Source organism: Novispirillum itersonii subsp. itersonii ATCC 12639 (assembly GCF_000381985.1).
Lineage (GTDB): Bacteria > Pseudomonadota > Alphaproteobacteria > Rhodospirillales > Rhodospirillaceae > Novispirillum > Novispirillum itersonii.
On record NZ_KB907337.1, the window covers coordinates 561,907 to 587,331 of the forward strand.

Consider the following 25,425-nt stretch of genomic DNA (forward strand, 5'->3'; position numbering starts at 1 on the left):
CTTACGCTCTCAGGGTCCGGTTTACGCTTTCGGCGCACCCGGCTTACGGGCGACCAGCTTGCCGAGAGCGGCGATTTCCCGCCAGAATTCCTTGATCGGCTTTGCCGGGTATCCCATGACGGTGGTGCCCGGGTCAATATCCCGCATGATTCCGGACTGTGCCGCCACCTGTACACCATCACCAAGGGTCAGGTGACCGGCCACACCGGCCTGACCGCCCAGCACCACGAAACGGCCCAGACGGGTCGAGCCGGAAATGCCGACCTGCGACACCACAACGCAGCCCATCCCCAGTTCCACGTTATGGCCGATCTGAACCAGATTGTCGATCCGGCAGCCTGACCCGATCACCGTATCCGGCCCGGCACCTCGGTCAATCGTGGTATTGGCGCCGATTTCGACGTCATCGCCGATCATCACCCGGCCAAGCTGCGGCACCTTCAGGTGGCCTTTCGGCCCCATGGCAAAGCCGAAACCATCCTGCCCGATCCGGCACCCCGGATAGATGTGAACCTTGGACCCGGCAACGGTATGGCTGACCGAGGCATTGGCCCCGACAGACCCGGCAGGGCCGATCACCACGCCTTCGCCGATCACCGCATTGGGGCCGACGACCGTCCCGGCGCCGATTTCAGCGCGGGCGCCGATCACCGCACCGGCATCAATCTGCGCCGTCGGATCGATCACCGCCGTCGGATCGACCACCGCGCGCGGGTGGATCCCCGGAACCGCAGCGAGACGCGGATAGAACAGGGCGGCAATGATCGCATAAGCCCGGTAGGGCTCCGTGGTCACCAGCAGATCCATCCCGGCAGGAGCCTGCGCCGCCAGATCAGGGTGCACAATGCACGCCCCGGCTACGCTGCTGACGAACTGCGGGATGTAATTGCGGTTATCAAGGAAGGAAATATGCTCAGCCCCGGCCGTGGACAGCGGCGCGACGTCCGCCACCATGCGCTGCCCGTCGGCGGCCCGCAGCTCCGCGCCGACCGCATCGGCAAGATGTTGCAGGGAAAACGGCCCCTCATTGCGGAAAAAACGGCTGTCCGCCATGACTTAACGCCCTCCCTTCTTCGCCGGCGGTTTCTCCGCCCCCAATTTTTCCGGATCTGTCATCGTCGCAGCCGGAAACACCCGGTTCAGACGGGCAATGACCTCTTCGGTGATATCCATTTTCGGATCGAACAAAAAGACCTGGGACCGATAGATCACGATGTTCATGCCCCGTTCGGCCGCCACTTCGTCGGTGACGCGGACAACGGCACCCTGCACATCGGTCATCGCCTGCGCATAGGCCCGCTCCAGATTGCGGCGCTTGCTCTGAACCAGCTTCTGGAACTCGTTGACCTGATTTTGAAAATCAGTCATCCGGGTATTAAAGGCCTCGGGGGAAAGTGTTCCCCGCTGAGCAGAAAGCTGGTCATCCAGCAGGCGCAGGCGCTTCTCTTCCTCAGCGGTCGAGGCCTGATAAACGTCCTGAAACTTATCTTTCTGACTGGTGACAGAGCGTGCCGCCGTAGACTCAGCCATCACCCGCTGCTGATCCAGAACACCGATCACCGGGCGCGGCGTCGCAATCCCACCGGAGGGGGACGCGACACTGGGTTGCGCCCCAGCGATCTGCGGTACAGCGGGCAACGTCAACAGCGTGACAGCCAACACCACCGCAACCCTTCGAAAACGGGCAACCCCTTCAGGTCGCCCTTTTCCGATCAGCAGACGCATCAACATCAGAACTGGGTCCCGAAGTTGAAGCGGAAAATTTCGTCCTTATCGAAGTTTTCCTTAATCAGCGGCTGCGCCAGATCAATGCTGACCGGGCCCATCGGCGACTTCCAGACCAGACCGACACCGGCAGAGGCACGGAGCGCACTGGAGAAATTGATCTCGGAATCCACCACACCATCAGGCTTACCGATCACACCGGCATCAGAGAATGCCTTGCCGGAGATGCCCAGCTCTTCCGGCAGACCCAGCGGGAAGCGGACTTCCGCTGTGACCGTCCCCAGCCACTTACCACCGAGAACGTCGCCGGTTTCCTTATCGCGCGGGCTGGCCCCGCCATTCCGGAAGCCACGCAGGTTCTCACCACCCAGCTGATAGTTGCGGATGAACATAACGTCATCGCCCATCCCCTGAATCGCCCCGAAGGACGTCTGCAGCATCAGGACGGTTTCATCAAACAGCGGGGTATAATGGGCCGCATCAAGCGTGGCACGGACAAACTTTTCATCACCACCGACCCCGGCGGCATCGGTCGACAGGCGGACAATATAGCCGTCCGTCGGCTCAATGACGTTATCGCGACGGTCATAGGCAATGGTCTGGCCGACCATCGACAGCAGGGATTCCCCTTCACGCTGCTTCACGAAGCGGGAGGCGGTCGACTTGACGTCGCTGACTTCCGACTGGCTGATCGTATACCGCACAGTCTGACGCCAGTTTTCGTCATAGTTGAAGCCCATGCGCAGGGTCGCGCCGGTATCCTTCAGGTTGTAGGACGACGTTTTCTGGTAGTCGCGGTCCCGCGCGAACAGATCAACCCCGGCCGCCAGAGGACGGTCAAGGAAGTACGGCTCGGTGAAGGACAGGTCGATTTCTGACTTCCGCTGAGCGACGGTCGCCTTCAGGCGGATATCCTGACCACGGCCCAGCAGGTTCCGTTCACGCAGGGTCACGTCGAACAGCGCACCGTCAGACGACGACCAGCCAACCCCGAACGACAGTTCACCGGTTGACTTCTCGCGCACATCCACCTGCACCACGGTGCGGTCGGGCGCGGTTTCCGACGGAACGTTGGTGACATCGACCTTTTCGAAATACCCGAGGTTACGGATCTTATCCCGCGACCGGCGCAGCTTGGCGGAGTTGAAGGCATCCCCTTCCACCAGTTGCAGCTCACGGCGGATCACCCGGTCAAGGGTACGCATGTTGCCGGAAATGTCGATGCGCTCCACGAAGACCTTCGGGCCTTCCTGCACGTCAAAGACGATGTTGACGATCTTGTTGGCCTTGTCGCGCTTCACCCGCGGGCGCACGTCAACGAAAGCATAGCCAAGGGCCCCGACGCGGTCGGTGATCGCCTGAACGGTGTTTTCCACCAGATCAGCGTTGTACCAGTCCCCGCTGACGGCCTTGATCGACGGGGTCAGATCTTCCGGCTTCACGTCGGGGATCTTCACCTCAACACTCAGATCGCCGAACTTGTAGCGTTCCCCTTCCTCGACCGTGAAGGTCATGAAGAAGCCGGTGCGGTCGGGTGTCAGCTCCGCCACCGAAGACACCACCCGGAAATCGGAATAACCGTTGCGCAGGTAATAGCGACGCAGCAGTTCGCGGTCGTAGGTGGTACGGTCGGGATCGTAGGTATCGACCGAGGAGAAGAAGCGGTACCACCGCTCTTCGCGGGTTGCCACAACTTCCCGCAGCGCGGAATCGCTGTAGCGCTTGTTGCCGACGAAGTCGATACGCCGGACATAGGTCGACGGCCCTTCGTTGATCTCAAACACCAGATCCAACCGGTTCTGTTCCAGCTGGATCACCTTTGGCTCCACCGTCACCGCAAAGCGGCCGCTGCGGCGGTAAACATCAAGGATGCGCTTAACGTCTTCCTGCACCTTGGTGCGGGTGTAAACCTGACGGGCCTTCAGCTGGACTTCGCCCTGAAGGGCCTTATCCTCAATGCGCTTGTTGCCTTCAAAGGCAACGCGGTTGATGATCGGGTTTTCGGTGACCTTGACGAGCATCCGGTCATTCTGAAAGCCGATGGCGACATCAGCAAACAGGCCGGTCGCAAACAGCGCCTTGATCCCACGGTCCACCGCATCGGGGGAATAGCGGTCCCCTTCCTTCAGGCCCATATAGGCCTTGATGGTATCCGCTTCGATACGCTGGCTGCCCTGCACCTCGACCGCCTGAATTGTCCCCTCGCCGGCGACGGGCATCGGCTGCGCCACAGGGCGACTGTCAACGGAGACAGTCCCAAGCGAAGACTGGGCATGGGCCGGAACGGCCGATGACACCAGACCAAAAATCGCTGCTGAACCGAAAAGAACCGCGCGGATACGACCCGAACCAGTCAAGGGAACCCCCTTTGTACAATCACAGGCGACTGTTGAAACGCAGCCTTCAGCCGCTGACGAAGCGAAGGATATCGTTCCACGTCGTAAAAATCATCATCCCTAATAGCAGGACCAGACCAATTTTCAATCCGATCTGCTGTGCGGCATCCCCAAGGGGGCGACCACGAAGGGCCTCAAAGGCATACAGGATCAAATGGCCGCCGTCCAGAACCGGGATGGGGAACAGATTGATAAGACCCAGATTGACCGACAGCACCGCGACAAACATCACCAGATTGATCAGCCCGAGCTGGGCTGCCTGACCGGAATACTCCGCGATGCGCAGCGGCCCGCCCAGATCTTCGGTCCCCCGTTTGCCGGTGATCATCTGCCCGAAGGCAACCAGCGTGCCCGAGGTGACGCGCCAGGTCTGCAGCACCGCCTCACCGACCGCTTCGTGCAGCTCAAGGCGTTCCATCCGGCTGCTGCCCGCCCCGACCGCCACGCCCAGCACCGGCATACGGGTGACATTGCCAAGCCCATCCTTGGTTTCACGCATCTGCGGATGGGTGGTGACCGTCACCTCCTCGCCGTTGCGGTCCAGCGTGACCGTCATCGGTTCCGCCCCATACAGCGGCACCAGCTGCTGGATTTCCTCAAAACGGGTGATGCGGATTCCGGCAATCGCGACAATGGTGTCCCCGGGGCGGAGCCCGGCCTGCTGTGCCGGGCTGCCTTCAACGACGGAGCCGATCACCGGCGCGGTGAACGGACGCCCAGACATGGCGAACACGGCAGCAAACACCACAATGGCAAACACAAAATTGGCAGCCGGACCGGCAAACACAATCGCCGCACGCTGCCCCACCCGCTTGCAGGGAAAGGCAACCTTCTGCTCTTCCGGCGTCAGATGCGAGACATCACCGGGGGCGCTGGCTTCGTTGGCGTCGCCGAAAAACTTCACGTATCCGCCCAGCGGAATCAGGCTAAGGCGCCAGCGCGTCCCGTGGCGGTCGGTGAAGCCGACCAGTTCCCGGCCAAAGCCGACCGAAAACACCTCAACCTTCACCCCGTTCCAGCGGGCGACCAGAAAATGGCCAAGTTCATGCACGAACACCACCACCGTCAGGATGACGAGGAACGGCACAAGATAGGTCCACAGACCGGACAGCAGATCCATGAGGCTAAGGCATCCGTTTTATGGCCCGGCAGCGGCAGACAGCCAGCGGGCACAGGGGAATTTCAGGAATGGGCCCCAGCGTGGCCTATCCCGCCGGAGAGCGCAAGGCCAAGGAAGGATTATCCCTGCCCGCCAAGCGCACCGCAGAGCTCAGCCGCCACATGGCGGGCCTGCGCGTCAGCCTCCAGCACATCGCTGAGAGACCCGAGCGCCGGGGCCCCCAGACGGGACAGAACCTGCTCGACCACCGAGATAATGTCGAGAAAACCGATGTCACCCCCCAGAAAGCGGGCGACGGCGACTTCGTTGGCGGCATTCAGCAGCGTGGGGGCCGCCCCGCCGGTGCGGAGGGCCTCGCGGACCAGCCGCAGGGCCGGAAACCGTTGCGGATCAGGCTGTTCAAAGGTCAGCTGCGCCACCTCTGCCAGATCCAGCCGTTTGCACGGCGTGCTGATCCGCTGCGGCCAGCCGAGGGCATAGGCAATCGGGGTGCGCATATCCGGCGCGCCCAGCTGCGCCAGAACCGATCCGTCGATGTAGGATACCAGCGAATGGATCACCGACTGCGGATGCACCAGAATATCGATCTTCGGTTCCGGCATGGCGAACAGGTGATGGGCCTCAATCAGCTCCAGCCCCTTATTCATCATGGTCGCCGAATCAACCGAGATTTTCGCGCCCATCGACCAGTTGGGGTGCGCCACCGCCTGCGCCGGAGTGACCGAAGCCATCTGCTCCCGGCTCCAGGTCCGGAACGGGCCGCCGGAAGCCGTCAGGATGATCTTTTCAACCCTGTCGGCCTGCGCAAAATCGAACACCTGAAAAATCGCCGAATGCTCGGAATCGACTGGCAGCAGGGTGGCCCCGTGACGGGCAACTTCCCGCATCATCAGATCACCGGCACAGACCAGCGTTTCCTTATTGGCAAGGCCAATCACCGCACCCCGGCGGGCCGCCGCCAGCGTCGGCTCCAGCCCGGCGGCACCGACAATCGCCGACATGACCCAGTCTGCGGGGCGCTCCGCCGCCTCAATCACGGCCTGACGGCCGGAGGCAACCTCAATGCCGGTTCCGGCCAGCGCATCCTTCAGCGTCTGATGCTGGGTTTCATCTGCCGTCACCACACAGCGCGGAGACAGCGCCCGCGCCTGCTCCACCAGCAGCGGAATGTTGCGGTTGCCGACCAGCGCCTCTACCCGGTATGCGCCGGGGTCACGCTTCAGCAGGTCAACCGTGCTGCAGCCGACAGACCCGGTACAGCCAAGGACGGTTACGCTGCGTTGATCCGCATCGCCGCTCATTGCCACATCTCCAGTCCGCCGCCCATCGCCACAACGGCCAGCGCCACCAGCGGGGCAGCGGCAATCAGCCCGTCAACCCGGTCAAGCACACCGCCATGCCCGGGAATGATCCGGCTGGAATCTTTTACGTTAAACCGCCGCTTGATCGAAGATTCGAACAGGTCCCCGATCTGGGCCGTGACCGCCAGAACGGCGGCAAACGCTGTCAGGGCCAATGCGTTACCGCCCCCGGCCCACAGCGGGGCGGTGCCACCGATCAGCGCCGCACAGGCCATACCGCCCAGCAGCCCGGCCCAGGTCTTGTTAGGACTGACCCGGGGCGCCAGCTTCGGTCCGCCAATGGTCCGGCCAAAGAAATAAGCACCGCTGTCCGTCGCCCAGACCACCAGAAGCAGCCAGACCAGCGTTTCAACACCTCCGGCCTCACGCACCCAGCACAGGGCGATCACCGGCAACCCGACATACAGACTGCCCATCGCCAGCCAGCCGGAGCGGCTGAGAGCAGCTGTGGTCAGAGTGGAAACCCACACCAGCCCGAGGGCGGTGAACGGCATTTCCGGGGCCAGAACAGCAGCGGCGGCAGAGGCGGCGGCGGCAATCTGACCGGCGACACTGAAGCGCCCCCGGGTCATCCGGTCCCATTCCCACACCATCACCGCAGCGGCAACCGCAGCCAGTAAGGAAAACAGGAGGGAATTGACCCAGACGGCCAGAAGAGCCACCGGGCCCATCACCAGTGCGGAGAGAATTCGGGTGCGCAGCATCGCCAGTCCCCGTTAAGCCGGAACCGCGCCGAAACGGCGCTCTCGGGTCTGAAACTGCGACAGACAGCGGGACAGCTCCTGTGGCGTAAAATCAGGCCACAGCGTATCGGTGAACACAAACTCGCTGTAACCACACTGCCACAGCAGGAAGTTACTGATCCGCTGCTCGCCGCTGGTGCGGATCACCACATCAGGGTCAGGCAGCCCGGCGGTAAACAGAAAACCGCTGAGATCGTCTTCCGTCAGGCTATCCGCCGTCCGCTGGCCACCGGCAACCTGTGCGGCAAAAGCGCGTGCGGCCTGCACGATGTCGGCCCGGCCACCATAGTTGACAGCAATAATCAGATTCAGACCCGGATTGTTACGGGTCTTTTGCTCGGCATCGGCCATCAGGCTGACCAGATCCGGATCAAGCCGGGCCCGGTCCCCGATGAAACTGAGGCGGACACCATTTTCCGCCAGCCGCCCGAGTTCAGAGCGGATATACAGACGCAGCAGCCCCATCAGGGCAGACACTTCCTCTTCCGGACGGCGCCAGTTTTCGGAAGAAAAGGCAAAAAGGGTCAGATGGGTTACCCCAAGGCCCGGGGCGGCCTCGACCACCGCCCGGACCGCATCTGCCCCCTTTTTATGACCGGCGACCCTCGGCAGCCCGCGAGACTTCGCCCACCGTCCATTGCCGTCCATGATAATGGCGACATGCAACGGCGGAACCGAAGATGGCGGCGGAACCGAAAGAGAAGCTTTGACGGTCATGAACCCTACACCACGCTTAAAAGGCCGGATCCCCAGAGCAGGACGAAACAGTCCGCCTGCCCGGAAAACCCGTCAGACGCGACAGGCGGTGACCATGGCCACCGCCCGCCAAACGTATTTCCCGGAAGCCGGAACAGCTTGCCCCGGCAGCAGGTCAGACGTGCATGATTTCTTTCTGCTTGTGCTCAAGCGTCTCATCAAGATGCTTGATGGTATCGTCGGTCAGCTTCTGGATCTCGGCAGAGTACTGATGCAGCTCATCCTGCGAGATCTTGCCGTCCTTTTCCATCTTCTTCAGGGCATCATTGCCATCGCGGCGCACATTGCGCACGGCAACGCGGGCGGCTTCGGCATACTTCGACGCCACCTTGGTCAGGTCCTGACGGCGCTCTTCGGTCAGCGGCGGAATCGGCACACGGATGGTCTGCCCGTCAGCCATCGGGTTCAGGCCCAGACCGGCATCCCGGATGGCCTTTTCGGTGGCCTTGACCATACCCTTGTCCCAGACGCTGACCGTCAGCATCCGCGGTTCCGGCGAGCCGACGGTCCCGACCTGCTGCAGCGGCATGGACTGGCCGTAGGCCTCAACCATCACCGGATCCAGCAGGCTGACATGGGCGCGGCCGGTGCGGAGACCGGCGAATTCCTTCTTCAGGACCTCGACAGTCTGGTCCATCCGGTGTTTGACGTCTTTCTTTACCGACGCGTAATCAGCAGCAGAACCCGACACGATTATTTCTCCTCGATAATGGTATAGCGGCCCTCGCCGCGCATCACGCCGGCAAAGGCACCATCGCCGTGCATGTTAAACACCAGAATCGGCAGGCGGTTTTCCCGCGACAGCGCAATCGCCGACGCATCCATCACCCGCAGATCCTTCGCGAGAACCTCGGTATAGCTGAGGGTTTCATACCGGCGTGCGTCCTTGTCCTTCTTCGGATCAGCGGTATACACGCCGTCGACCTGCGTCGCTTTCAGCAGGGCGTCGCAGTTCACCTCAACCGCGCGCAGGGCGGCAGCGGTATCGGTGGTGAAGAACGGGTTGCCGGTCCCGGCGGCGAAAATCACCACCCGGCCCTTTTCCATATGGCGGACCGCCTTGCGGCGGATATAGGGTTCGCACACCGCCGACATCGGAATCGCTGACTGCACGCGGGTATCGACGCCGATCTGTTCCAGCGCATTCTGGACCGCCAGCGCGTTCATCACCGTCGCCAGCATGCCCATATAATCGGCGCTGGTCCGGTCCATGCCCTGCGAGGCCCCCGAGACGCCCCGGAAGATATTGCCGCCGCCGATCACCAGACACACCTGAACACCGGTATCCACCACAGCCTTCACATCACGGGCGGTGGCTTCGATGACGGCACGGTCCATCCCGAACTCGCGGGAGCCCATCAACCCTTCACCGGACAGCTTCAGGAGAACGCGGCGATAACCCAGCGGTGCAGACATGGACATTCCTTCTGATCGATGTGGCAGCCGGCATGCCACCCACGGGCGTCACGCGCCCACAGGCGGGCCGCAGACGCGGCACCGGCGCTGAAAAGGTAAGGCAACAGACCGGAACAGGTCCACTGCCCGAACCGCAGGCGGCATGGGTGCACGCCGCCCCGCGGGTACGGAAGGGGCGACACCGGCCCGGAATTTTACACAAATCCGGTCCCGTGTCGCCCCTTTTGTTCCAAACCGGGGTGCGGCGACACACCCCGGTATCCGGCCCGTGAGGACCGATTACGCCTTACCGGCAGCAGCAGCGACTTCAGCGGCGAAGTCGGTTTCCTGCTTTTCAATGCCTTCACCCAGGGCGAAGCGCACGAAGCCCTTCAGGGCGACCGGCTTGCCGACGGTCTTGGCCAGACCTTCGACGACCTTGGAGATCTTGGTTTCGCCGTCGATCACGAACAGCTGTTCCAGCAGGCAGACTTCTTCGTAGTACTTACGAATACGGCCTTCCAGCATCTTGGCGATGATTTCTTCCGGCTTGCCGGAAGCGCGGGCCTGATCGGCCAGCACGCTGCGCTCACGCTCGAGAGACGCGGTGTCAACGCTGGCAACGTCCAGGAACTGCGGGTTGGCAGCCGCCACGTGCATGGCGATCTGCTTGCCGACTTCTTCCAGCTTCGCGGCGTCGCCTTCGGATTCCAGGGCGACCAGCACGCCGATCTTGCCCAGACCCGGCTTCACAGCGGTGTGGACGTAAGAGGCGACCACGCCGGACGCCACCGACAGGGAGACCGAGCGGCGCAGGTTCATGTTTTCGCCGATGGTGGCGATGGCGTTGGTGACTTCGCCTTCGACAGTGCGGTCAGAGCCCGGGAAGGCAGTGGCCTTCAGAACTTCGACATCACCTTCGACGGTCAGGGCAACCTTGGCGATACCTTCGGCCAGCGCCTGGAACTGATCGTTGCGGGCAACGAAGTCGGTTTCGGCGTTCAGCTCGATAACAGCGGCCTTGGAACCGGCGGCGGCAACGGCGACCAGACCTTCGGCGGCGACGCGGCCGGCCTTCTTGGCGGCGGCAGCCAGACCCTTCTTACGCAGCCAGTCGATGGCGGCTTCCAGATCGCCACCGGTCTCGGCCAGCGCCTTTTTGCAGTCCATCATACCGGCGCCAGACTTTTCGCGCAGGTCCTTCACCAGGGCAGCGGTGATCTCGGCCATGAGAATACCCTCTTGTGTTTGGTCGTTACGGTGATCCGCGCGGATCACCTGAAGAGACAGATCGGCCAGCACCCTACCACCCTTTGCGGGGGAAAGAACCGCTTCCGATCCAGTGTCATAAAAATTCAAAGCCTGCAGGGGGCGTTTTGTCGTCTGTCAGACCGGCATCCGGCAGGTTGGCCGGGCGATCCGCACACCAATCCCCCCCTTAAAGCAATGGCGGCGACCGGAGCCGCCGCCATTCTCAGGAGCAGGACCGCCTTAGTTGGCGGCGCCAGCGTCCAGAACCGGCTCAACCGGAGCTTCAACGGCGGCACCGACGTCCACACCGGCGGCGGACATTTCAGCCTGAATGCCATCCAGAACGGAGGCAGCGATCAGATCGCAGTACAGCTTAATGGCGCGGATGGCGTCGTCGTTGCCCGGAACCGGGAAATCGATGCCGTCCGGCGAAGAGTTGGAGTCGAGAACGGCGACCACCGGAATGCCCAGCTTCTTGGCTTCGGCAACGGCGAGGTCTTCCTTCACGGTGTCAATGATGAACAGGACGTCCGGCAGGCCGCCCATTTCCTTGATCCCGCCCAGGGCGCGGTCCAGCTTTTCCTTCTCGCGGGAGAGGTTCAGCTGTTCCTTCTTGGTGAAGCCCTGCAGAGCGCCGCTGGCGAACATTTCTTCCAGCTCGCGCAGACGGCGGATGGAGTTGGAAATGGTCTTCCAGTTGGTCAGCATGCCGCCGAGCCAGCGGTGGTTGACGTAGTACTGACCGCACTTCTGAGCGGCTTCGGCAACGACTTCCTGAGCCTGACGCTTGGTGGCGACGAACAGGACGCGGCCACCGGCGGAGGTCACTTCACGGACCTTTTCCATGGCGCGCTGCAGGGCCGGAACGGTCTGCTGCAGGTCGATGATGTGCACGCCGTCACGCACGCCGTACAGGAACGGAGCCATACGCGGGTTCCAGCGGCGGGTGTTGTGGCCGAAGTGGCAGCCAGCTTCAACGAGCTGACGCAGGGTAAAGGTCGGAAGAGCCATGATGTCCTCTTTTCCGGTTGAGCCTCCACGGGGCGGTGTTATCAGGGCCATCCCTGACACCGGATGGATCGGCACAAAAGCACCGACCCGCGCACCCGTGTGCGTGGTTGAGGCGGGGTTAATAGCGCGATGAAACGCCTTTGGCAAGAGGGATCAGATCTCACGGATCTCCCGCACGCCGCCGACATCCTTCAGCGCCCCGATGGTGGCCCCGCTGAGGGCGAACCCATCCTTCAGCGGCAGCTCCACTTCCTGCGTCGCGGTACAGGCCACCAGCACGATGCGCCCGTGGCCCCGCCCGTCGCGGGCAATCACCTGCCGCAGCGGCTCCAGCGCCTCCGGGGCATCAAAATAGACCATCACCTTTTTGGTGGCACGGGAGACGGCGTTGTCCAGCAGCTCCACATGCTGACCATTCAGGCGGACCTGCTCACCGTCCAGCCGGGCGTCGATACTGACCAGCAGCGGCTGACCGGAGTCCAGCAGATCACGGCTGGCCGACAGCACTTCGGAAAAGAACATCGCCTCATACGATCCGCCGGCATCAGACATGGTGACGAAGGCATAGCGGGATCCGTTCTTGCCGATCTTTTCCTTCCGGCCACCGACAATCGCCGCCATCTTCACCGGGGACTGTCCGCCGTTCTTCAGATAGGTCAGCAGGTCACTCGATTTCACCGCATCCAGACGGGCCAGCGTGGTGGCATAGGCATCCAGCGGGTGCGCTGACAGGAAGAAACCGATCGCGGCCCGTTCCTCGTTCAGGGTTTCCGTCCGGGTCCATGTCACCCCGTCCGGCAGGGTAAAGCGCGGGGTCTCATCCGCCCCGCCGAACAGACTGACCTGCGCTGAAGACCGGGCTTCCGCCGCCGCCTGCGCATGACGCAGCACGGTCTCAATCCCGGCGAACAGCCGGGCGCGGTTTTTCTCCAGACTGTCAAAGGCCCCGGCCCGGACCAGATTTTCCAGCAGCCGCTTGTTAATCGCCCGGGGGTCCAGCCGCTTGGCAAAGTCCTGAATCGATTTGAACGCCCCCCCGGCGCTGCGGGTATCGACCAGCGCCTGCATCGCCGCCTCGCCGACGTTTTTCACCGCCGCCAGCGCGTAGCGCACCGCCCCCTGCGGGGTGTCCCCGCCGAATTCCACCGAAAACTGCACCACCGAGCGGTTGACGTCAGGGGGCAGCAGCGGAATTTTCAGGCGTTGCAGCTCTCCCTTAAACGCTGCCAGCTTATCGGTGTTCTGCATATCGTAGGTCATGATCGCGGCCATGAACTCGACCGGATAATTGGCTTTCAGATAGGCCGTCTGATAGGCGACATAGGCATAGGCGGCAGCGTGCGACTTGTTAAACCCGTACCCGGCGAACTTGGCGATGGTATCAAAGATCATCGACGCCTGTTCCACCGGGATGCCCCGGGCCGAGCAGCCTTCGCAGAACATTGCCCGCTGCTGATCCATCTCCTCCTTGATCTTTTTACCCATCGCCCGGCGCAGCAGGTCAGCACCGCCGAGGGAATACCCGGCCAGCACCTGCGCCGCCTGCATCACCTGTTCCTGATAGATCATGATCCCGTAAGTTTCCTTCAGGATCGGCTCCAGGTTCGGGTGCATGTAATCCAGCGTCTCCTGCCCCTGCTTACGGGCAATATAAGACGGGATGTTGTCCATCGGGCCGGGGCGGTACAGGGCCACCACCGCGATGATGTCTTCCAGACAGTCGGGCTTCAGCTTGGTCAGCACATCGCGCATGCCCTGGGATTCCAGCTGGAACACCCCGGCTGTCTCGCCCCGGCTGAGCATCTCGTAGGTGATTTTGTCGTCCAGCGGCAGGGCCGACAGATCAATCTCGATATTGCGGTCCTTCAGCAGCTCCACCGCTTTCTGCAACACGGTCAGCGTTTTCAGGCCGAGGAAGTCGAACTTGACCAGACCGGCGCTTTCCACCCACTTCATATTGAACTGGGTCACCGGCATGTCGGAATGCGGGTCGCGGTACAGCGGCACCAGCTCATCCAGCGGGCGGTCGCCGATCACCACCCCGGCGGCGTGGGTCGAAGCGTGGGAATACAGCCCTTCCAGCCGCTGACCGATCGCCAGAAGCTGCGCCACCTGCGGGTCGCTGTCGCGCAGGGTCTGAAGCTGCGGCTCCTGCTCGATGGCTTCTTTCAGGGTGACCGGGTTGGCCGGGTTGTTGGGCACCAGCTTACAGATCTTGTCAACGTAGCCGAGCGGCATTTCCAGCACGCGGCCGACGTTGCGCAGCACGGCGCGGGCCTGCAGCTTCCCGAAGGTGATGATCTGTGCCACGCGGTCCCGCCCGTAGGCGCCCTGCACGTAGTCGATCACCTCTCCGCGCCGGTCCTGACAGAAGTCGATATCAAAGTCAGGCATCGACACGCGTTCCGGGTTCAGGAAGCGTTCGAACAGCAGCTGGAAGCGCAGCGGATCAAGGTCGGTGATGGTCAGCACCCATGCCACGACCGATCCCGCGCCCGAGCCACGGCCCGGCCCGACCGGAATCCCGTGATCCTTGGCCCACTGGATAAAGTCGGCCACGATGATGAAGTAACCGGGGAACCCCATCTGAATGATGACGTTCAGCTCAAACTCCAGCCGCTCGCGGTAGGGTCTGGCGACCTCGGCCTTCTGCCCGTCGGTCATCTCCGGGGTGTAAACGTGGATGGCAAGGCGCTTTTCCAGCCCGTCCTCGGCCATCTGGCGCAGCACCTGCTCTTCCGAAGAATCGGCGGCGCGGGAGGAGCGCGGCAGAATCGGCTTGCGCTTTTCCACCATCACCGCGCACCGCTGGGCGATCACCAGCGTATTTTCGACCGCTTCGGGGATATCGCGGAACAGCTCGATCATCTGAGCCGGAGACTTCAGACAGTGATGCGGTGTCAGGCGGCGGCGCTCCGACACCGACATCGTCACCTTCTGCGACATGCAGATCAGCACGTCGTGGGCCTCAAACATCTCGGCATCGGGGAAGTAGCAGTCGTTGGTGGCGACCAGCGGCAGATCAAGCGCATAGGCCAGATCGATCAGATCAGGCTCGATCTTTTCCTCATCCGGCAGCTCGTGACGCTGCAGCTCCACATACAGGCGGCCGGGGAACAGCCCGGCCAGCCGCTCCAGCGCCTGCCGGGCCCCGGCTTTATCGTTGTCCAGCAACAGGCGGCCCACCGGGCCACCCAGCCCGCCGGTCAGGCAGATCAGCCCTTCTGACCAACGGGCCAGATCGTCCATCGACACCTGCGGGGTGGAAATACCGTCACTGCTGATGAAGGCCTTGGATACCAGCTTCATCAGGTTGGCATAGCCGGTATCATCCTGACACAGCAGCACCAGATCATCGGGCTCCGGCCCGCGCAGGTCACGGGCGGCGACACCCCGGCTTTCGCCGCTCTCTTCCCGGGTCACGGCAATCTGACAGCCGATGATCGGCTGAATACCATCGCCCGCCACCGTCACCGAAAATTCCAGCGCCCCGAACAGGTTGCGCGTATCGGTCAGGGCCACGGCGGGCATGCCCATCTCTTTGCAGGTTTTTCCCAGCTTTTTCAGCGGGATCGCCCCTTCGGACATCGAATAGGCCGAATGCAGGCGCAGATGCACGAAGCCGGCAGGCATGCCAACGGGCGAGGCGGACGGAGCGGGGGCGGCAGTCATGTCAGTCATAGGCGGACGATGCCACGGACCGCCCGCGAAGGCAACCGGCCCTGCCCCAACCCTGACGCACAAATCCCTTACGGCAGGGGAACTTTTATGGTACCTATACCTATGCAGGTATTGCATAGGATGTTTGCACTGCAAAAACACGCTTGCCAGTGACAGGGCAATGTAATACCTTAGGTGACATAAGGTTTTGGATGTGAAGCACCGAAACCGACGAGTTTCACGGTCGCCGTCATCGTTCTGGGGAGTCCGGTGACAGGCCCGATGGGGAAGCGTACTTAGGGGGTCGCTTCCCCATCTTTTTTTCTGGCCCTGCTTTCAGGGCACCGTCATCCTGAAACGCCCCGCCGGAGCAGGCTCCGTGCGGGGCGTTTTTCATTTCAGATCCAACAGGTTACTCTGATCTGTCGCAGCGGGGATCGTTCAGATCCGGCACCGCCACCGGGTAATAGGTGCGGATCACGCCGTCTTTCAGCACCAGCGTTGCCGCCTGCCCCTCAGCGGTGCTAGCCCGGCAGGCCAGCCGTGCCGACGGGCCTGCCCAGTCCGCCGCCTGCTTCCAGGCCCGGGTGGCTTCAATGAGAATCTCCCTGCCCCCCTGACCGTAGCGGTAACTTTTGGGGCAGGCCTTGCCTTCCCCACCGCCGGGTTTGCGGTAAATGACGCCGGTGCTGTACACCGGGGGCGATACCGCCTGCGCCGTACAGCCGGTCTCGGCGCGCCCGGCCCATCCGGCCCATTGCGCCTGTAAAAACCGGGCCTGAAAATGCAGCCCGCCCAGACTTTTTTCGCCCGGCTCGCCGCAGAATACATGCGGGAAGGCCCCTTCCTTAAACCACAGGTCCGTCAGTTCGCGCACGAACAGGGCCGGTTCCGCCCCCGGCGTCCGTACCGCAAAATCCAGCGCCTGCCGCAGGGCCTGTACCTCGTCCGGGAAGACGGTCAACAGCATGGCGGCAAAAGAATCGGCGGTCGGGTGACTGCCCCAGGGGCCGCACAGGGTCAACAGCCCACGGTCAAAGGCATCGAGATCAGGCATCACCGGGGCGGGATCTTTCGCGCCTTCGTCTTTTGCGTCAAAAAACGGGCGGCCAAGGGCCCCCTGCCCCCCTGCATCGGCCTTCTGCTGCACGGGGGGCTGGACCGCGGGCTGCCCCTTCGGCGCGGGCGGCGCAACTGCCACCTGCCCACAGCTTTCCGGCACCCAGCGGAACTCGGGATCTGCACCTTCGACGCGGATTTTCAGCAGGTCGCCGCCGTCTTTATTCCGGGCGCGCACCGGGTAACTGCGCCCCGGCTCCAGACGGATCTCCCCCGGGTTCCGCCCGGTGCTGCGCGCCGATGGGGCATCACAGGCCTGCGTCGCCTTCAGGGTGCCGTCCAGCCGGACATCCGCAAGGGCGGCGCCCGGCAGCCCGGCCACCACCACCACCCCGGCCAGCAGCCCCTTGCGCACCGTCACCATCTGCCGCCTTCCCCCCGCGTGATTAAAGAGTCACCACCTTGCTGTTGCGCAGGGTGACGCGGCGGTCCATCCGTCCCGCCAGTTCCGGGTTGTGGGTGGCGATCAAGGCCGACAGCCCTTCTTCCCGCACCAGACGCATCAGCTCGGCAAAAACCCCGTCCGCCGTCTGCGGATCAAGGTTGCCGGTCGGCTCGTCCGCCAGCAGCAGCTTCGGGGCATTGGCCAGCGCCCGGCAGATTGCCACCCGCTGCTGTTCCCCGCCGGAAAGCTGGCCGGGCCGGTGATCGGCCCGTTTGGCCAGCCCCATGCTGCCCAGCAGATGCATCGCCCGTTCCCGCGCCTGCTTCCGGCTGCGGCCGTTAATCATCTGCGGCAGAATAATGTTTTCCGCCGCCGAAAACTCCGGCAGCAGGTGATGATACTGATAGACGAAGCCCAGATGCTCCTTCCGCAGGGCGGTGCGGCGGTCATCGTTCAGCCCGGCGCAGGCCTGCCCGGCGACGATCACATCCCCGGCATCCGGGCGCTCCAGCAGGCCGGCGATCTGCAACAGCGTCGATTTCCCGGCCCCTGACGGGCCGACCAGCGCGACAATCTCGCCGGTGGCGATGGTCAGTCCAGCATCCACCAATACATCCAGACGGGCCCCGCCCTGCTGGAAGCTGCGGCACACCCCCTGAAGATGCAGGGCCGGTACGGCGTTATTCATAGCGCAGGGCCTCCACCGGATCGAGGCGGGCCGCCCGCCAGCTTGGGTACAGGGTTGCGGCAAACGACAGCCCCAGCGCCATCAGCACCACCTGCGTCACCTCGTGATAGTCAATCTGTGCCGGCATCCGCGACAGGAAGTAGATCTCTGCCGAGAACAGCTCGGTCCCGGTCAGGCTCTGCAGGCCCTGCCGGATCGCCTCGATGTTTTCGCAGAAGGCGACCCCCAGCAGCAGCCCGGCCAGCGTGCCCGTCACGCCGACACTGGCCCCGGCCAGGAAGAAAATGCGCATCACCGCGCCCCGGCTGGCCCCCATGGTGCGCAGGATGGCAATATCACGCCCCTTATCCTTCACCATCATGATCAGGCCGGAAATGATGTTGAACGCCGCCACCAGAATGATCAGCGTCAGGATCAGGAACATCACATTGCGTTCCACCTGTAACGCGTTGAACAGGCTGGCGTTGGATCGGGTCCAGTCAGAAAAGTAATACGACGCCCCAAGCTGGTCATACAGCCCGCGCAGCACGGTCTGCGCCTTGTCCGCGTTGGTGGTCAGCACCTCGACGTGCGACAGACGGCCCGGCATCTGGAAGTAGGCCTGCGCCGCCGCCAGCGGCATATAGATGAACGAACTGTCGTATTCATACATGCCGACATCAAAAATACCGGCAACCGGATAGGTGCGCATGCGCGGCACGGTGCCGAAAGCGGTGGGGTTGCCCTTGGGCGAGATCAGCGTGATCTTATCCCCCACCTTCAGGTCAAAGCCCCGCGCCATGCGGCTGCCGATCAACACGCCGTCGCCATTGTCAAAGCCGGTCAGCGAACCGTCGATGATATGGTCAGACAGGGTTTTGCGGTCGGCGATATCTTTGGCGCTCATCGCGCGGACCATCGCCCCGCGGGCATTCCCGGCGGCGGAGGCCATCACCTGCCCCTCAATCGCCGGGGCAACGCTGACCACCCCGTCCAGCGCCTTGATCCGGGGCATCATCTCCCGCACTTCGGCTTCGCTCAGGGTTCCGGCAGCGGCGGTGATCACCGCGTGACCGTTCAGGCCAAGGATGCGGCCCAGCAGCTCCTGCCGGAAGCCGTTCATCACCGCCATCACGATAATCAGGGTGGCGACACCAAGGGCGATGCCGGTCAGCGAAAACCCGGCAATGACGGAGACGAACCCTTCCTTCCGGCGCGCCCGCAGATACCGGCCGGCCACCATCCGTTCAAAGGCATTAAAAATCATCGGTTGCACGCTCCGTCGTGCCGGGGTTAACACCAAACGCAGACCTCAGGAAAACGGCCCGGTCAGGCAATGCTGACCGGGCCCGTTTCCCCAAGGCAGATGAGATCAGGCGGTCAGCTTGGCAAGGGCCGCTTCGACCGACATCTCAACCTTTTCGCCGCTGCGGCGGTTCTTCAGTTCCACCACACCGGCGGCAACGCCCTTCGGCCCGACCACCAGCTGCCACGGCAGACCGATCAGGTCGGCGGTGGCAAACTTGGCCCCGGCCCGTTCATCGGCGCGGTCGTCATACAGCACTTCGACCCCGGCGGCTTCCAGCTTGGCGTACAGGTCTTCCGCAACGGCGTCAGTAGCGGCGTCGCCCGGCTTGATGTTGATCAGGCCGACCTTGAACGGGGCAACGCTTTCCGGCCAGATAATCCCGGCGTCGTCGTGGCTGGCCTCGATGATCGCGCCGACCAGACGCGACACGCCGATGCCGTAAGAGCCCATGTGCAGTTCCACATCCTGCCCGTCGGCACCGACCACCTTGCAGCCCATCGGCTTGGAGTACTTGGTGCCGAAATAGAAGATGTGGCCGACCTCGATCCCACGGGCGGAGACCAGATTATCCCCCAGCTCCGCTTCGTTCGAGGCGTCGTGCATTTCGTCGGTGGCGGCGTACAGGCTGGTCCAGTCGTCAACGATCGGCTGCAGGTCGCCATCGAAATCAACATTGGCCGGAACGGTCTTTTCCAGCATGCCCTTATGGACGAACACGCCGCTTTCGCCGGTTTCGGCCAGAATCAGGAACTCGTGGCTGAGATTGCCGCCGATCGGGCCGGTGGCGGCACGCATCGGAATCGCCTTCATCCCCAGACGGGCGAAGGTGTTCAGGTAGGCCACGAACATACGGTTATAAGCGCGGCGGGCCGAGGCTTCGTCCAGATCGAAGGAATAGGCATCCTTCATCAGGAATTCGCGGCCCCGCATCACGCCGAAGCGCGGGCGCACCTCGTCGCGGAACTTCCACTGAATCTGGTAAAGATTCTTCGGCAGATCCTTGTACGACTTGACCATCGACCGGAAGATATCGGTCACCACTTCCTCGTGGGTCGGGCCGTACAGCATGTCGCGGTCGTGGCGGTCAACGATCCGCAGCATTTCCTTGCCGTAATCGTCATAACGGCCGGACTCTTTCCAGACTTCGGCGGTCTGGATGGTCGGCATCAGAATTTCGATGGCGCCGGAACGGTCCTGCTCTTCGCGCACGATCTGCTCGATCTTGCGCAGCACGCGGTACCCGATCGGCAGCCAGTTATAAATCCCGGCGGCATGCTGGCGGATCAGCCCGGCGCGCAGCATCAGGCGGTGCGAAACGATCTGCGCTTCCGACGGGGTTTCCTTCAGGACGGGCAGAAAATAACGGGACAGGCGCATGGAAAATCCTCTGAACCACTCGGGACTGGCACTGTAAAAAGTCTGCGGACTTTACGGCAACGCAGGCGTGCTTGTCCAATGGACTATTTCACCGCCCACCGTCAGGCCCCACCGTGCAGTTACGGCTTGCGGGCCAGCCTGCGGCGTGCTGCGATGGGGGCCGGGACAACAGCTTCTTTCCGCACGGGTTTCTATCATGACCGACACCGTCCACCTGCCCCGCCTTGCCCTTGTTCAGGCCGGGTGGTACCGCGATCTGCTCGACAACGCCCGCACCAGCTTTCTGGAAGAGATGGAGCGCAACGGCATTCCTGCCACCCGCATTGAGGTCATCGACGCCCCCGGCGCGTTCGAGATCCCGCTGCTGGTGAAGGAACTGGCCGTCACCCACCGTTACGACGGCATTGTCGCCCTGGGGATGATCATCGACGCCGGGGTCTACCGCCATGAGTTTGTCGCCCACGCCGTGATCGACGGCCTGATGCGGGTGCAGCTTGATACCGGTATCCCGGTATTCTCGATGGTGCTGACGCCGCACCATATGCACGGGCATACCGATCATCTCGATTTCTTCGGCAATCATTTCCTGTCCAAGGGGGCAGAATGTGCCAGGGCCTGCCTGAAAACCCTGCAGACACTGCGGTCTATCCGCACCCCTGACCGCTGACGCGACGGGTCCGGAGCGGCGGCATAATCGCTTTTTCGCATTTTTGATCCGTTCTTCTTTGCATCCTGCGACGCAAAAGCGGCAACGCCCCCGGCCAGATCACCAGCCGGGGGCGTAATTGTCTGAAATGGCGTGTTTTACCGATGATCCCTGAGGATCAGGGGAAAATGGCACGGCCTTTGCTTATCTCCGGTCATCTCTCCCGCCGACACCGGAGCCTTCCCCATGCAGGTCTCTCTCCTCACCCGCCATGATGAAGTGATCGCCGTCCTCAACGGTGATCTGACCATGACCACGCTGGACGACGTCCTGCCGGTCTTCGTCGATATCTCCGATGCACCGGAACAGAATGTGTGCGTCGACCTCAGCGGCGTGCCGACCATCGACGCGGCGGCCATCGGCCTTCTGATCGCCCTTAATCAGCGCCTGCGCGCCGCCGGCCATGACCTGACCGTCTTCTGCCCGCCCGGCCAGCCGCGCGGCCTGATCGCCATGATCGGGCTGGATCAGGATGTGCGGGTGATTGACTGGTCAAACGGCGGCAGCAACCCCGGGCAGCCCGGCGTTCTGTACCATTAAACGGGGGAAAAGCCGCCGTCAGCGGCCTTCTGCCTTCTGCTGTTTCCCCCGGACCGCCGCCAGACCGATCCCGGCAAAAATCAGCCCCATGCCGATAAAGTGATAGGCCTGAAGCGGCTCCCCCAACACCGGCACAGCGAGAACCGCTGTAAACACCGGAATCAGGTTGACATAAAAGCCTGACAGATTGGCCCCAAGACGGACAATCCCCCGGTTCCACGCCAGAAAGGCGACGAGAGAGGCAAAAATGGCGGTGTAGGCGATCATCGACAGCGCCTCCAGCGTCATCGGCACCTGTCCGCCGCCGGTGCCCAGATCCCACAGGTAGGCCCCGACCGCCACCCACAGGCCGGTCAGCATCTGCACCGTCAGAAACACCATCGGCGGCAGCCCCAGCGGCCGGGCCTTCATCCGTACTGAAAACACCGACCACGCCAGCACCGCCAGCAGCATCAACCCGTCCCCCCGGTGCAGATCAAGGGCGGTCAGCCGCGACAGATCGCCACGGGCCAGCACCACCGCCACCCCGAAGAACGATGCCGCCAGCCCGGCGACGCGCCAGACCGTCAGCGCCTCGCCCAGCAGAATGCGCGACAGCAGCAGGATCACCAGCGGCATCACCGCCCCGACCAGCGTGACATTCACCGCTGTCGAGGTCTGCAACGCCATGTACAGCAGGGTATTGTAGGCCCCGACCGACAGCACGCCGAGCGAGATCAGGTGCAGGGCGTTGGCGCGGATCACCCCCCAGTGCGCCAGCGTGGAGCGCAGGGTGAACGGCAGCAGCAACAGCAGCGCAAAGCTCCAGCGCCAGAACGACAGGGCATAGGGCGACATCTGCGCCATTGCCAGCCGCCCGACCACGGCGTTGCCTGCCCACAGCAGCGGCGGAATCACCATCATCACCCACGGAGACGTCAGCAGACCCGCAGCCTGCGATGATGGGGGCGTCTGAGCAGCGGACACGGGCCGTTCCCTCCTGTAAAGCAGCCGGGAGTCCGGCTTTCTGCTTTTTAAACAAGGTGCTGTAACAATCTTTTGCACACGGGCGGCAGATGCGCCAGCATGGGCGCACCCAACATAGGCAGCCTGCCTTTATAAGACCAGTTCAAAAGGACATCCGATGGTCCCGCTTCATCCGCAGCTGGAAAAAGATACCGTCCCTGTTGCCGTCTGGCCGCTGTGCCGCGTTCTGCTGATGAACGACAGCACCTATCCGTGGCTGATTCTGGTCCCGCAGCGGGATGACCTGCGGGAAATGCACGACCTGCCCCCGCCGGACCGCAACCGCCTGATGCAGGAGATGGCGCTGGCCTCCAGCCTGCTGCAGGCGGCCACCGGGGCAGAAAAGATGAATGTCGCCGCCCTCGGCAATATGGTGCCGCAGCTGCACATTCATGTGATTGCCCGCTTCAGCACTGATCCGGCATGGCCGCGCCCGGTGTGGGGGGCCGTCCCGGCCACACCCTATACGCCGGAAGCGCTGGAGGCGATGCTGACCCGGCTGCGCACCGCGCTGACCCCGCCGCGCCCGCCGCTGGCCTGATCCCCCCGCCCCCAGCCTGTTTACCGTGTTCCACCGGAGTTACCCCGGAATGATCCGCCGTCTGTCAGGCCCTCTGCCTGCCGCCACCCTGCTGCTTGCCCTTGCCACTGCGGCCCCCGCCGCCGTGGCCGCACCGTTCGCTGACCCTTCTTACGGCTATACCCTGACCTACCCCGACGGCTGGCGGATGGAAAAGGCAGAAGGCTACACCCTGATTTTCCGCCCCCCCGCCGGAGAAGCCGAGGAAGTCACCTCAGTCAGCATCCAGAACCGCAAGGCCCCGGAGCCCCCGGCGAAAGCGGAAAAGGCCGATAAGGGGAAAAAGGATGCCAAACCGGCACCGACCCCATCCGGCACCGCAGCGCAGGAGATGGCTACCCGCTACGTCACCGAAATCCGTGGCGCGGCGCAGTCTGTGGTCATTCAGCGCGAAGCCCCCTTCCGGTGGGAAAATGAAGACTCGGTCATCCTTGGCCGACAGGCGGTGGTCGATTTTATGCTGGATGGTGTGCCGCTGCGGCAATGGGCGGTCTTTCTGCCCAACCCCGCCGCCCCGGTGATGCATGTCTGGATCATGACCGCACCGCAGGACACCTTCGACCGGACCCTGCCGGATGCCCGGAAAATTCTGGATACCCTGAAGGCGGCGACCCCGGCGAAAAAACCGGAACAAAATAAGGGGAAACCGGCAAAATAAGTGAACCGAAGGCGGTGAAATGCCGTAAAGCTTTGCCACATATGGCTGAAGCTTTTGGGTGATCCATGACACAGTCCGCCCCCGCGCCGGTTTTGGTATGGTTCCGTTATGATCTGCGGCTGGATGACCACCCGGCCCTCTGCGATGCTGCCGCCAAGGGGCCGGTGATCGGGCTGTTTGTCCTTGATCCCGCCCTTGACGGTCGCCCGCTGGGGGGGGCCGCCAGATGGTGGCTGCACCACAGCCTGACCGCCCTTTCCGCCGCGCTGGCAGACCGTGGCATCCCCCTGCTGATGCGGGCCGGGGATGCTGCCACCGTGGTGGCGCAGGAAGCTGCGGCCGCCGGTGTGCAGGGCGTGGTGTGGAACCGGGGCAACACCCCGTGGCTGCGCCGCCTGGACCAGACGGCGGCAACCGCACTGGCCCGGCAGGGGACGCCTCACCGCATCACCGCCAGCGACCTGATGGTGGAACCCGAAGCGATCCGCACCGGCAGCGGTGGCGCCTTCAAGGTGTTCACCCCTTTCTGGAAAGCCCTGCAGGCCAGTCACCGCCCGGCAGCCCCACAGACAACACCGGACAGCCTGCGGGGCCCCGGCCTGCCCGGCGCCCCTGCCCCGGTGCCGCCAGCTCCGGTGCCACCGGCCCCAGTGCCATCAGATTGGGCCCTTCTGCCGACCAGACCGGACTGGGCAGGCGGCCTGCGCGCCACCTGGACCCCGGGGGAAGCCGGTGCCCATCAACGGCTGCATGATTTTCTGCAAAGCCGGGTCCTGACATACGGGGCCCGCCGCGATTTCCCGGCTGACCCCGCCACATCCCGCCTGTCACCCTTTCTGCGGTTCGGCGAGATTTCCGCCCGCCGCGTCTGGCAGGTGACCGAACACCTCAGCGGCGATTCCGGCCTGCCGTTCCTGCGGGAACTGGCATGGCGGGAATTTAACCATCACATCCTGTTTCAGGCCCCCGATCTGCACCTGCAGCCCCTGCGCCCGGAATTCCGGAACTTTCCGTGGCGGGAAGATCCCGCCGGTTTCGCCGTCTGGTGTCAGGGTAAAACCGGCTATCCGATCGTCGATGCCGGAATGCGGGAGCTGTGGCACACCGGCTGGATGCACAACCGCGTCCGCATGATCGTCGGGTCGTTTCTGGTCAAGGATCTGCTGGTCCCCTGGACGGCGGGGGAAGACTGGTTCTGGGATACGCTGGTAGATGCCTGCCCGGCCAACAATCCCGGCAACTGGCAGTGGGTCAGCGGCTGCGGCGCCGATGCCGCCCCTTACTTCCGGGTCTTCAATCCGGTGTTGCAGGGCGAGAAATTTGATCCCGACGGCGCCTATGTCCGCCGCTGGGTGCCGGAACTGGCCCGCAAACGGCAGGGCGTACACCGTCCGGCGGAAGACGGGGATCTGTTCCGCAGCCCGGCCTACCCGCCGCCCATGATTGACCACGGGCGGGCGCGGGATCGGGCACTGGCGGCCTTCGCCGCCCTGAAGGAGCAGGATACCCCGTGACCGCGACTCTGGAATAGAAGACCTGTGGAATAGGATACTCCCGCACATCACCCCAATACCGCATGCCTGAAGCCGGACGCCGATCACGGGATGGAAGAGATAGGGAATAATCGGGAAAAACAAGTACCTGAGTCAAACAGTCACCTT

At 63.2% G+C, this 25,425-nt stretch carries 22 protein-coding genes; 5 read left to right on the forward strand and 17 right to left on the reverse strand.

Annotation, left to right across the window (positions count from 1 at the left end; translation table 11 throughout):
• Positions 1–21: 21 nt before the first annotated feature.
• From lpxD to proS, 16 genes are all read right to left on the reverse strand, one after another.
• A complete protein-coding gene (gene lpxD / locus G365_RS0102610) occupies positions 22–1,053 on the reverse strand; it encodes a UDP-3-O-(3-hydroxymyristoyl)glucosamine N-acyltransferase (protein WP_019643945.1) in 1,032 nt (343 codons plus the stop codon).
• A 3-nt stretch (positions 1,054–1,056) separates the two neighbouring features.
• Positions 1,057–1,731 carry an OmpH family outer membrane protein gene (locus G365_RS19980; RefSeq protein WP_019643946.1) on the reverse strand — a complete coding sequence of 225 codons (675 nt, stop codon included), beginning with the start codon at positions 1,729–1,731 and terminating at the stop codon, positions 1,057–1,059.
• On the reverse strand, positions 1,731–4,082 hold the full coding sequence (bamA, locus tag G365_RS0102620; protein ID WP_019643947.1) for an outer membrane protein assembly factor BamA: 2,352 nt from the start codon (positions 4,080–4,082) through the stop codon (positions 1,731–1,733). The genes G365_RS19980 and bamA overlap by 1 nt, the downstream gene beginning before the upstream one ends.
• 46 nt (positions 4,083–4,128) lie before the next feature.
• Positions 4,129–5,241, reverse strand: coding sequence for an RIP metalloprotease RseP (gene rseP, locus G365_RS0102625; protein ID WP_019643948.1), 1,113 nt, complete (start codon positions 5,239–5,241; stop codon positions 4,129–4,131).
• A gap of 119 nt (positions 5,242–5,360) precedes the next feature.
• Positions 5,361–6,542 (reverse strand): 1-deoxy-D-xylulose-5-phosphate reductoisomerase, encoded by a 1,182-nt coding sequence (locus tag G365_RS0102630; protein WP_019643949.1) that lies wholly within the window; start codon positions 6,540–6,542, stop codon positions 5,361–5,363.
• Positions 6,539–7,306, reverse strand: coding sequence for a phosphatidate cytidylyltransferase (locus G365_RS0102635; RefSeq protein WP_019643950.1), 768 nt, complete (start codon positions 7,304–7,306; stop codon positions 6,539–6,541). The genes G365_RS0102630 and G365_RS0102635 overlap by 4 nt, the downstream gene beginning before the upstream one ends.
• Positions 7,307–7,318: 12 nt before the next feature.
• Positions 7,319–8,062 (reverse strand): isoprenyl transferase, encoded by a 744-nt coding sequence (locus tag G365_RS0102640; RefSeq protein ID WP_019643951.1) that lies wholly within the window; start codon positions 8,060–8,062, stop codon positions 7,319–7,321.
• Between the two features lie 154 nt (positions 8,063–8,216).
• Positions 8,217–8,738: a ribosome recycling factor gene (gene frr / locus G365_RS0102645; protein ID WP_019643952.1), complete on the reverse strand. Its 522-nt coding sequence runs from the start codon at positions 8,736–8,738 to the stop codon at positions 8,217–8,219.
• Positions 8,739–8,794: 56 nt separating this feature from the next.
• A complete protein-coding gene (gene pyrH / locus G365_RS0102650) occupies positions 8,795–9,517 on the reverse strand; it encodes a UMP kinase (protein WP_019643953.1) in 723 nt (240 codons plus the stop codon).
• A 279-nt stretch (positions 9,518–9,796) separates the two neighbouring features.
• Positions 9,797–10,726 carry a translation elongation factor Ts gene (gene tsf / locus G365_RS0102655; protein WP_026345037.1) on the reverse strand — a complete coding sequence of 310 codons (930 nt, stop codon included), beginning with the start codon at positions 10,724–10,726 and terminating at the stop codon, positions 9,797–9,799.
• A 261-nt stretch (positions 10,727–10,987) separates the two neighbouring features.
• On the reverse strand, positions 10,988–11,758 hold the full coding sequence (gene rpsB / locus G365_RS0102660; protein WP_019643955.1) for a 30S ribosomal protein S2: 771 nt from the start codon (positions 11,756–11,758) through the stop codon (positions 10,988–10,990).
• Positions 11,759–11,911: 153 nt separating this feature from the next.
• The gene (gene dnaE / locus G365_RS0102665) at positions 11,912–15,439 is read right to left on the reverse strand and encodes a DNA polymerase III subunit alpha (RefSeq protein ID WP_019643956.1); all 3,528 of its coding nucleotides are present in this window, start codon (positions 15,437–15,439) and stop codon (positions 11,912–11,914) included.
• Positions 15,440–15,830: 391 nt separating this feature from the next.
• On the reverse strand, positions 15,831–16,901 hold the full coding sequence (locus G365_RS22600; protein WP_019643957.1) for an EndoU domain-containing protein: 1,071 nt from the start codon (positions 16,899–16,901) through the stop codon (positions 15,831–15,833).
• A 22-nt stretch (positions 16,902–16,923) separates the two neighbouring features.
• Positions 16,924–17,610, reverse strand: coding sequence for an ABC transporter ATP-binding protein (locus G365_RS0102675; RefSeq protein ID WP_019643958.1), 687 nt, complete (start codon positions 17,608–17,610; stop codon positions 16,924–16,926).
• Positions 17,603–18,856 (reverse strand): lipoprotein-releasing ABC transporter permease subunit, encoded by a 1,254-nt coding sequence (locus G365_RS0102680; RefSeq protein ID WP_019643959.1) that lies wholly within the window; start codon positions 18,854–18,856, stop codon positions 17,603–17,605. Before G365_RS0102680 ends, G365_RS0102675 begins: the two co-directional genes overlap by 8 nt.
• A 105-nt stretch (positions 18,857–18,961) precedes the next feature.
• Positions 18,962–20,275: a proline--tRNA ligase gene (gene proS, locus G365_RS0102685; RefSeq protein WP_019643960.1), complete on the reverse strand. Its 1,314-nt coding sequence runs from the start codon at positions 20,273–20,275 to the stop codon at positions 18,962–18,964.
• A gap of 196 nt (positions 20,276–20,471) precedes the next feature.
• Between proS and G365_RS0102690 the strand changes: the two genes are divergently transcribed.
• Positions 20,472–20,942, forward strand: a complete 471-nt coding sequence (locus tag G365_RS0102690; protein ID WP_019643961.1) for a 6,7-dimethyl-8-ribityllumazine synthase — start codon at positions 20,472–20,474, stop codon at positions 20,940–20,942.
• 225 nt (positions 20,943–21,167) lie between these two features.
• Positions 21,168–21,521, forward strand: coding sequence for an STAS domain-containing protein (locus G365_RS0102695; protein ID WP_019643962.1), 354 nt, complete (start codon positions 21,168–21,170; stop codon positions 21,519–21,521).
• A gap of 18 nt (positions 21,522–21,539) precedes the next feature.
• Here G365_RS0102695 and G365_RS0102700 read toward each other — a convergent pair whose 3' ends face one another.
• Positions 21,540–22,487, reverse strand: coding sequence for a DMT family transporter (locus tag G365_RS0102700; RefSeq protein WP_019643963.1), 948 nt, complete (start codon positions 22,485–22,487; stop codon positions 21,540–21,542).
• A 157-nt stretch (positions 22,488–22,644) separates the two neighbouring features.
• On the opposite strand from G365_RS0102700, the gene G365_RS0102705 reads away from it, so the two are divergent.
• The 3 genes from G365_RS0102705 (at position 22,645) to G365_RS0102715 (ending at position 25,278) form a co-directional block, all read left to right on the forward strand.
• Complete coding sequence (locus G365_RS0102705; RefSeq protein ID WP_019643964.1) at positions 22,645–23,067, forward strand: HIT domain-containing protein; 423 nt, start codon at positions 22,645–22,647, stop codon at positions 23,065–23,067.
• Positions 23,068–23,116: 49 nt separating this feature from the next.
• Entirely contained in the window at positions 23,117–23,764 is a 648-nt protein-coding gene (locus G365_RS22605) for a PsbP-related protein (protein ID WP_019643965.1), read from the forward strand.
• 65 nt (positions 23,765–23,829) lie between these two features.
• A complete protein-coding gene (locus G365_RS0102715; protein ID WP_019643966.1) occupies positions 23,830–25,278 on the forward strand; it encodes a cryptochrome/photolyase family protein in 1,449 nt (482 codons plus the stop codon).
• The last annotated feature ends 147 nt before the right edge of the window (positions 25,279–25,425 follow it).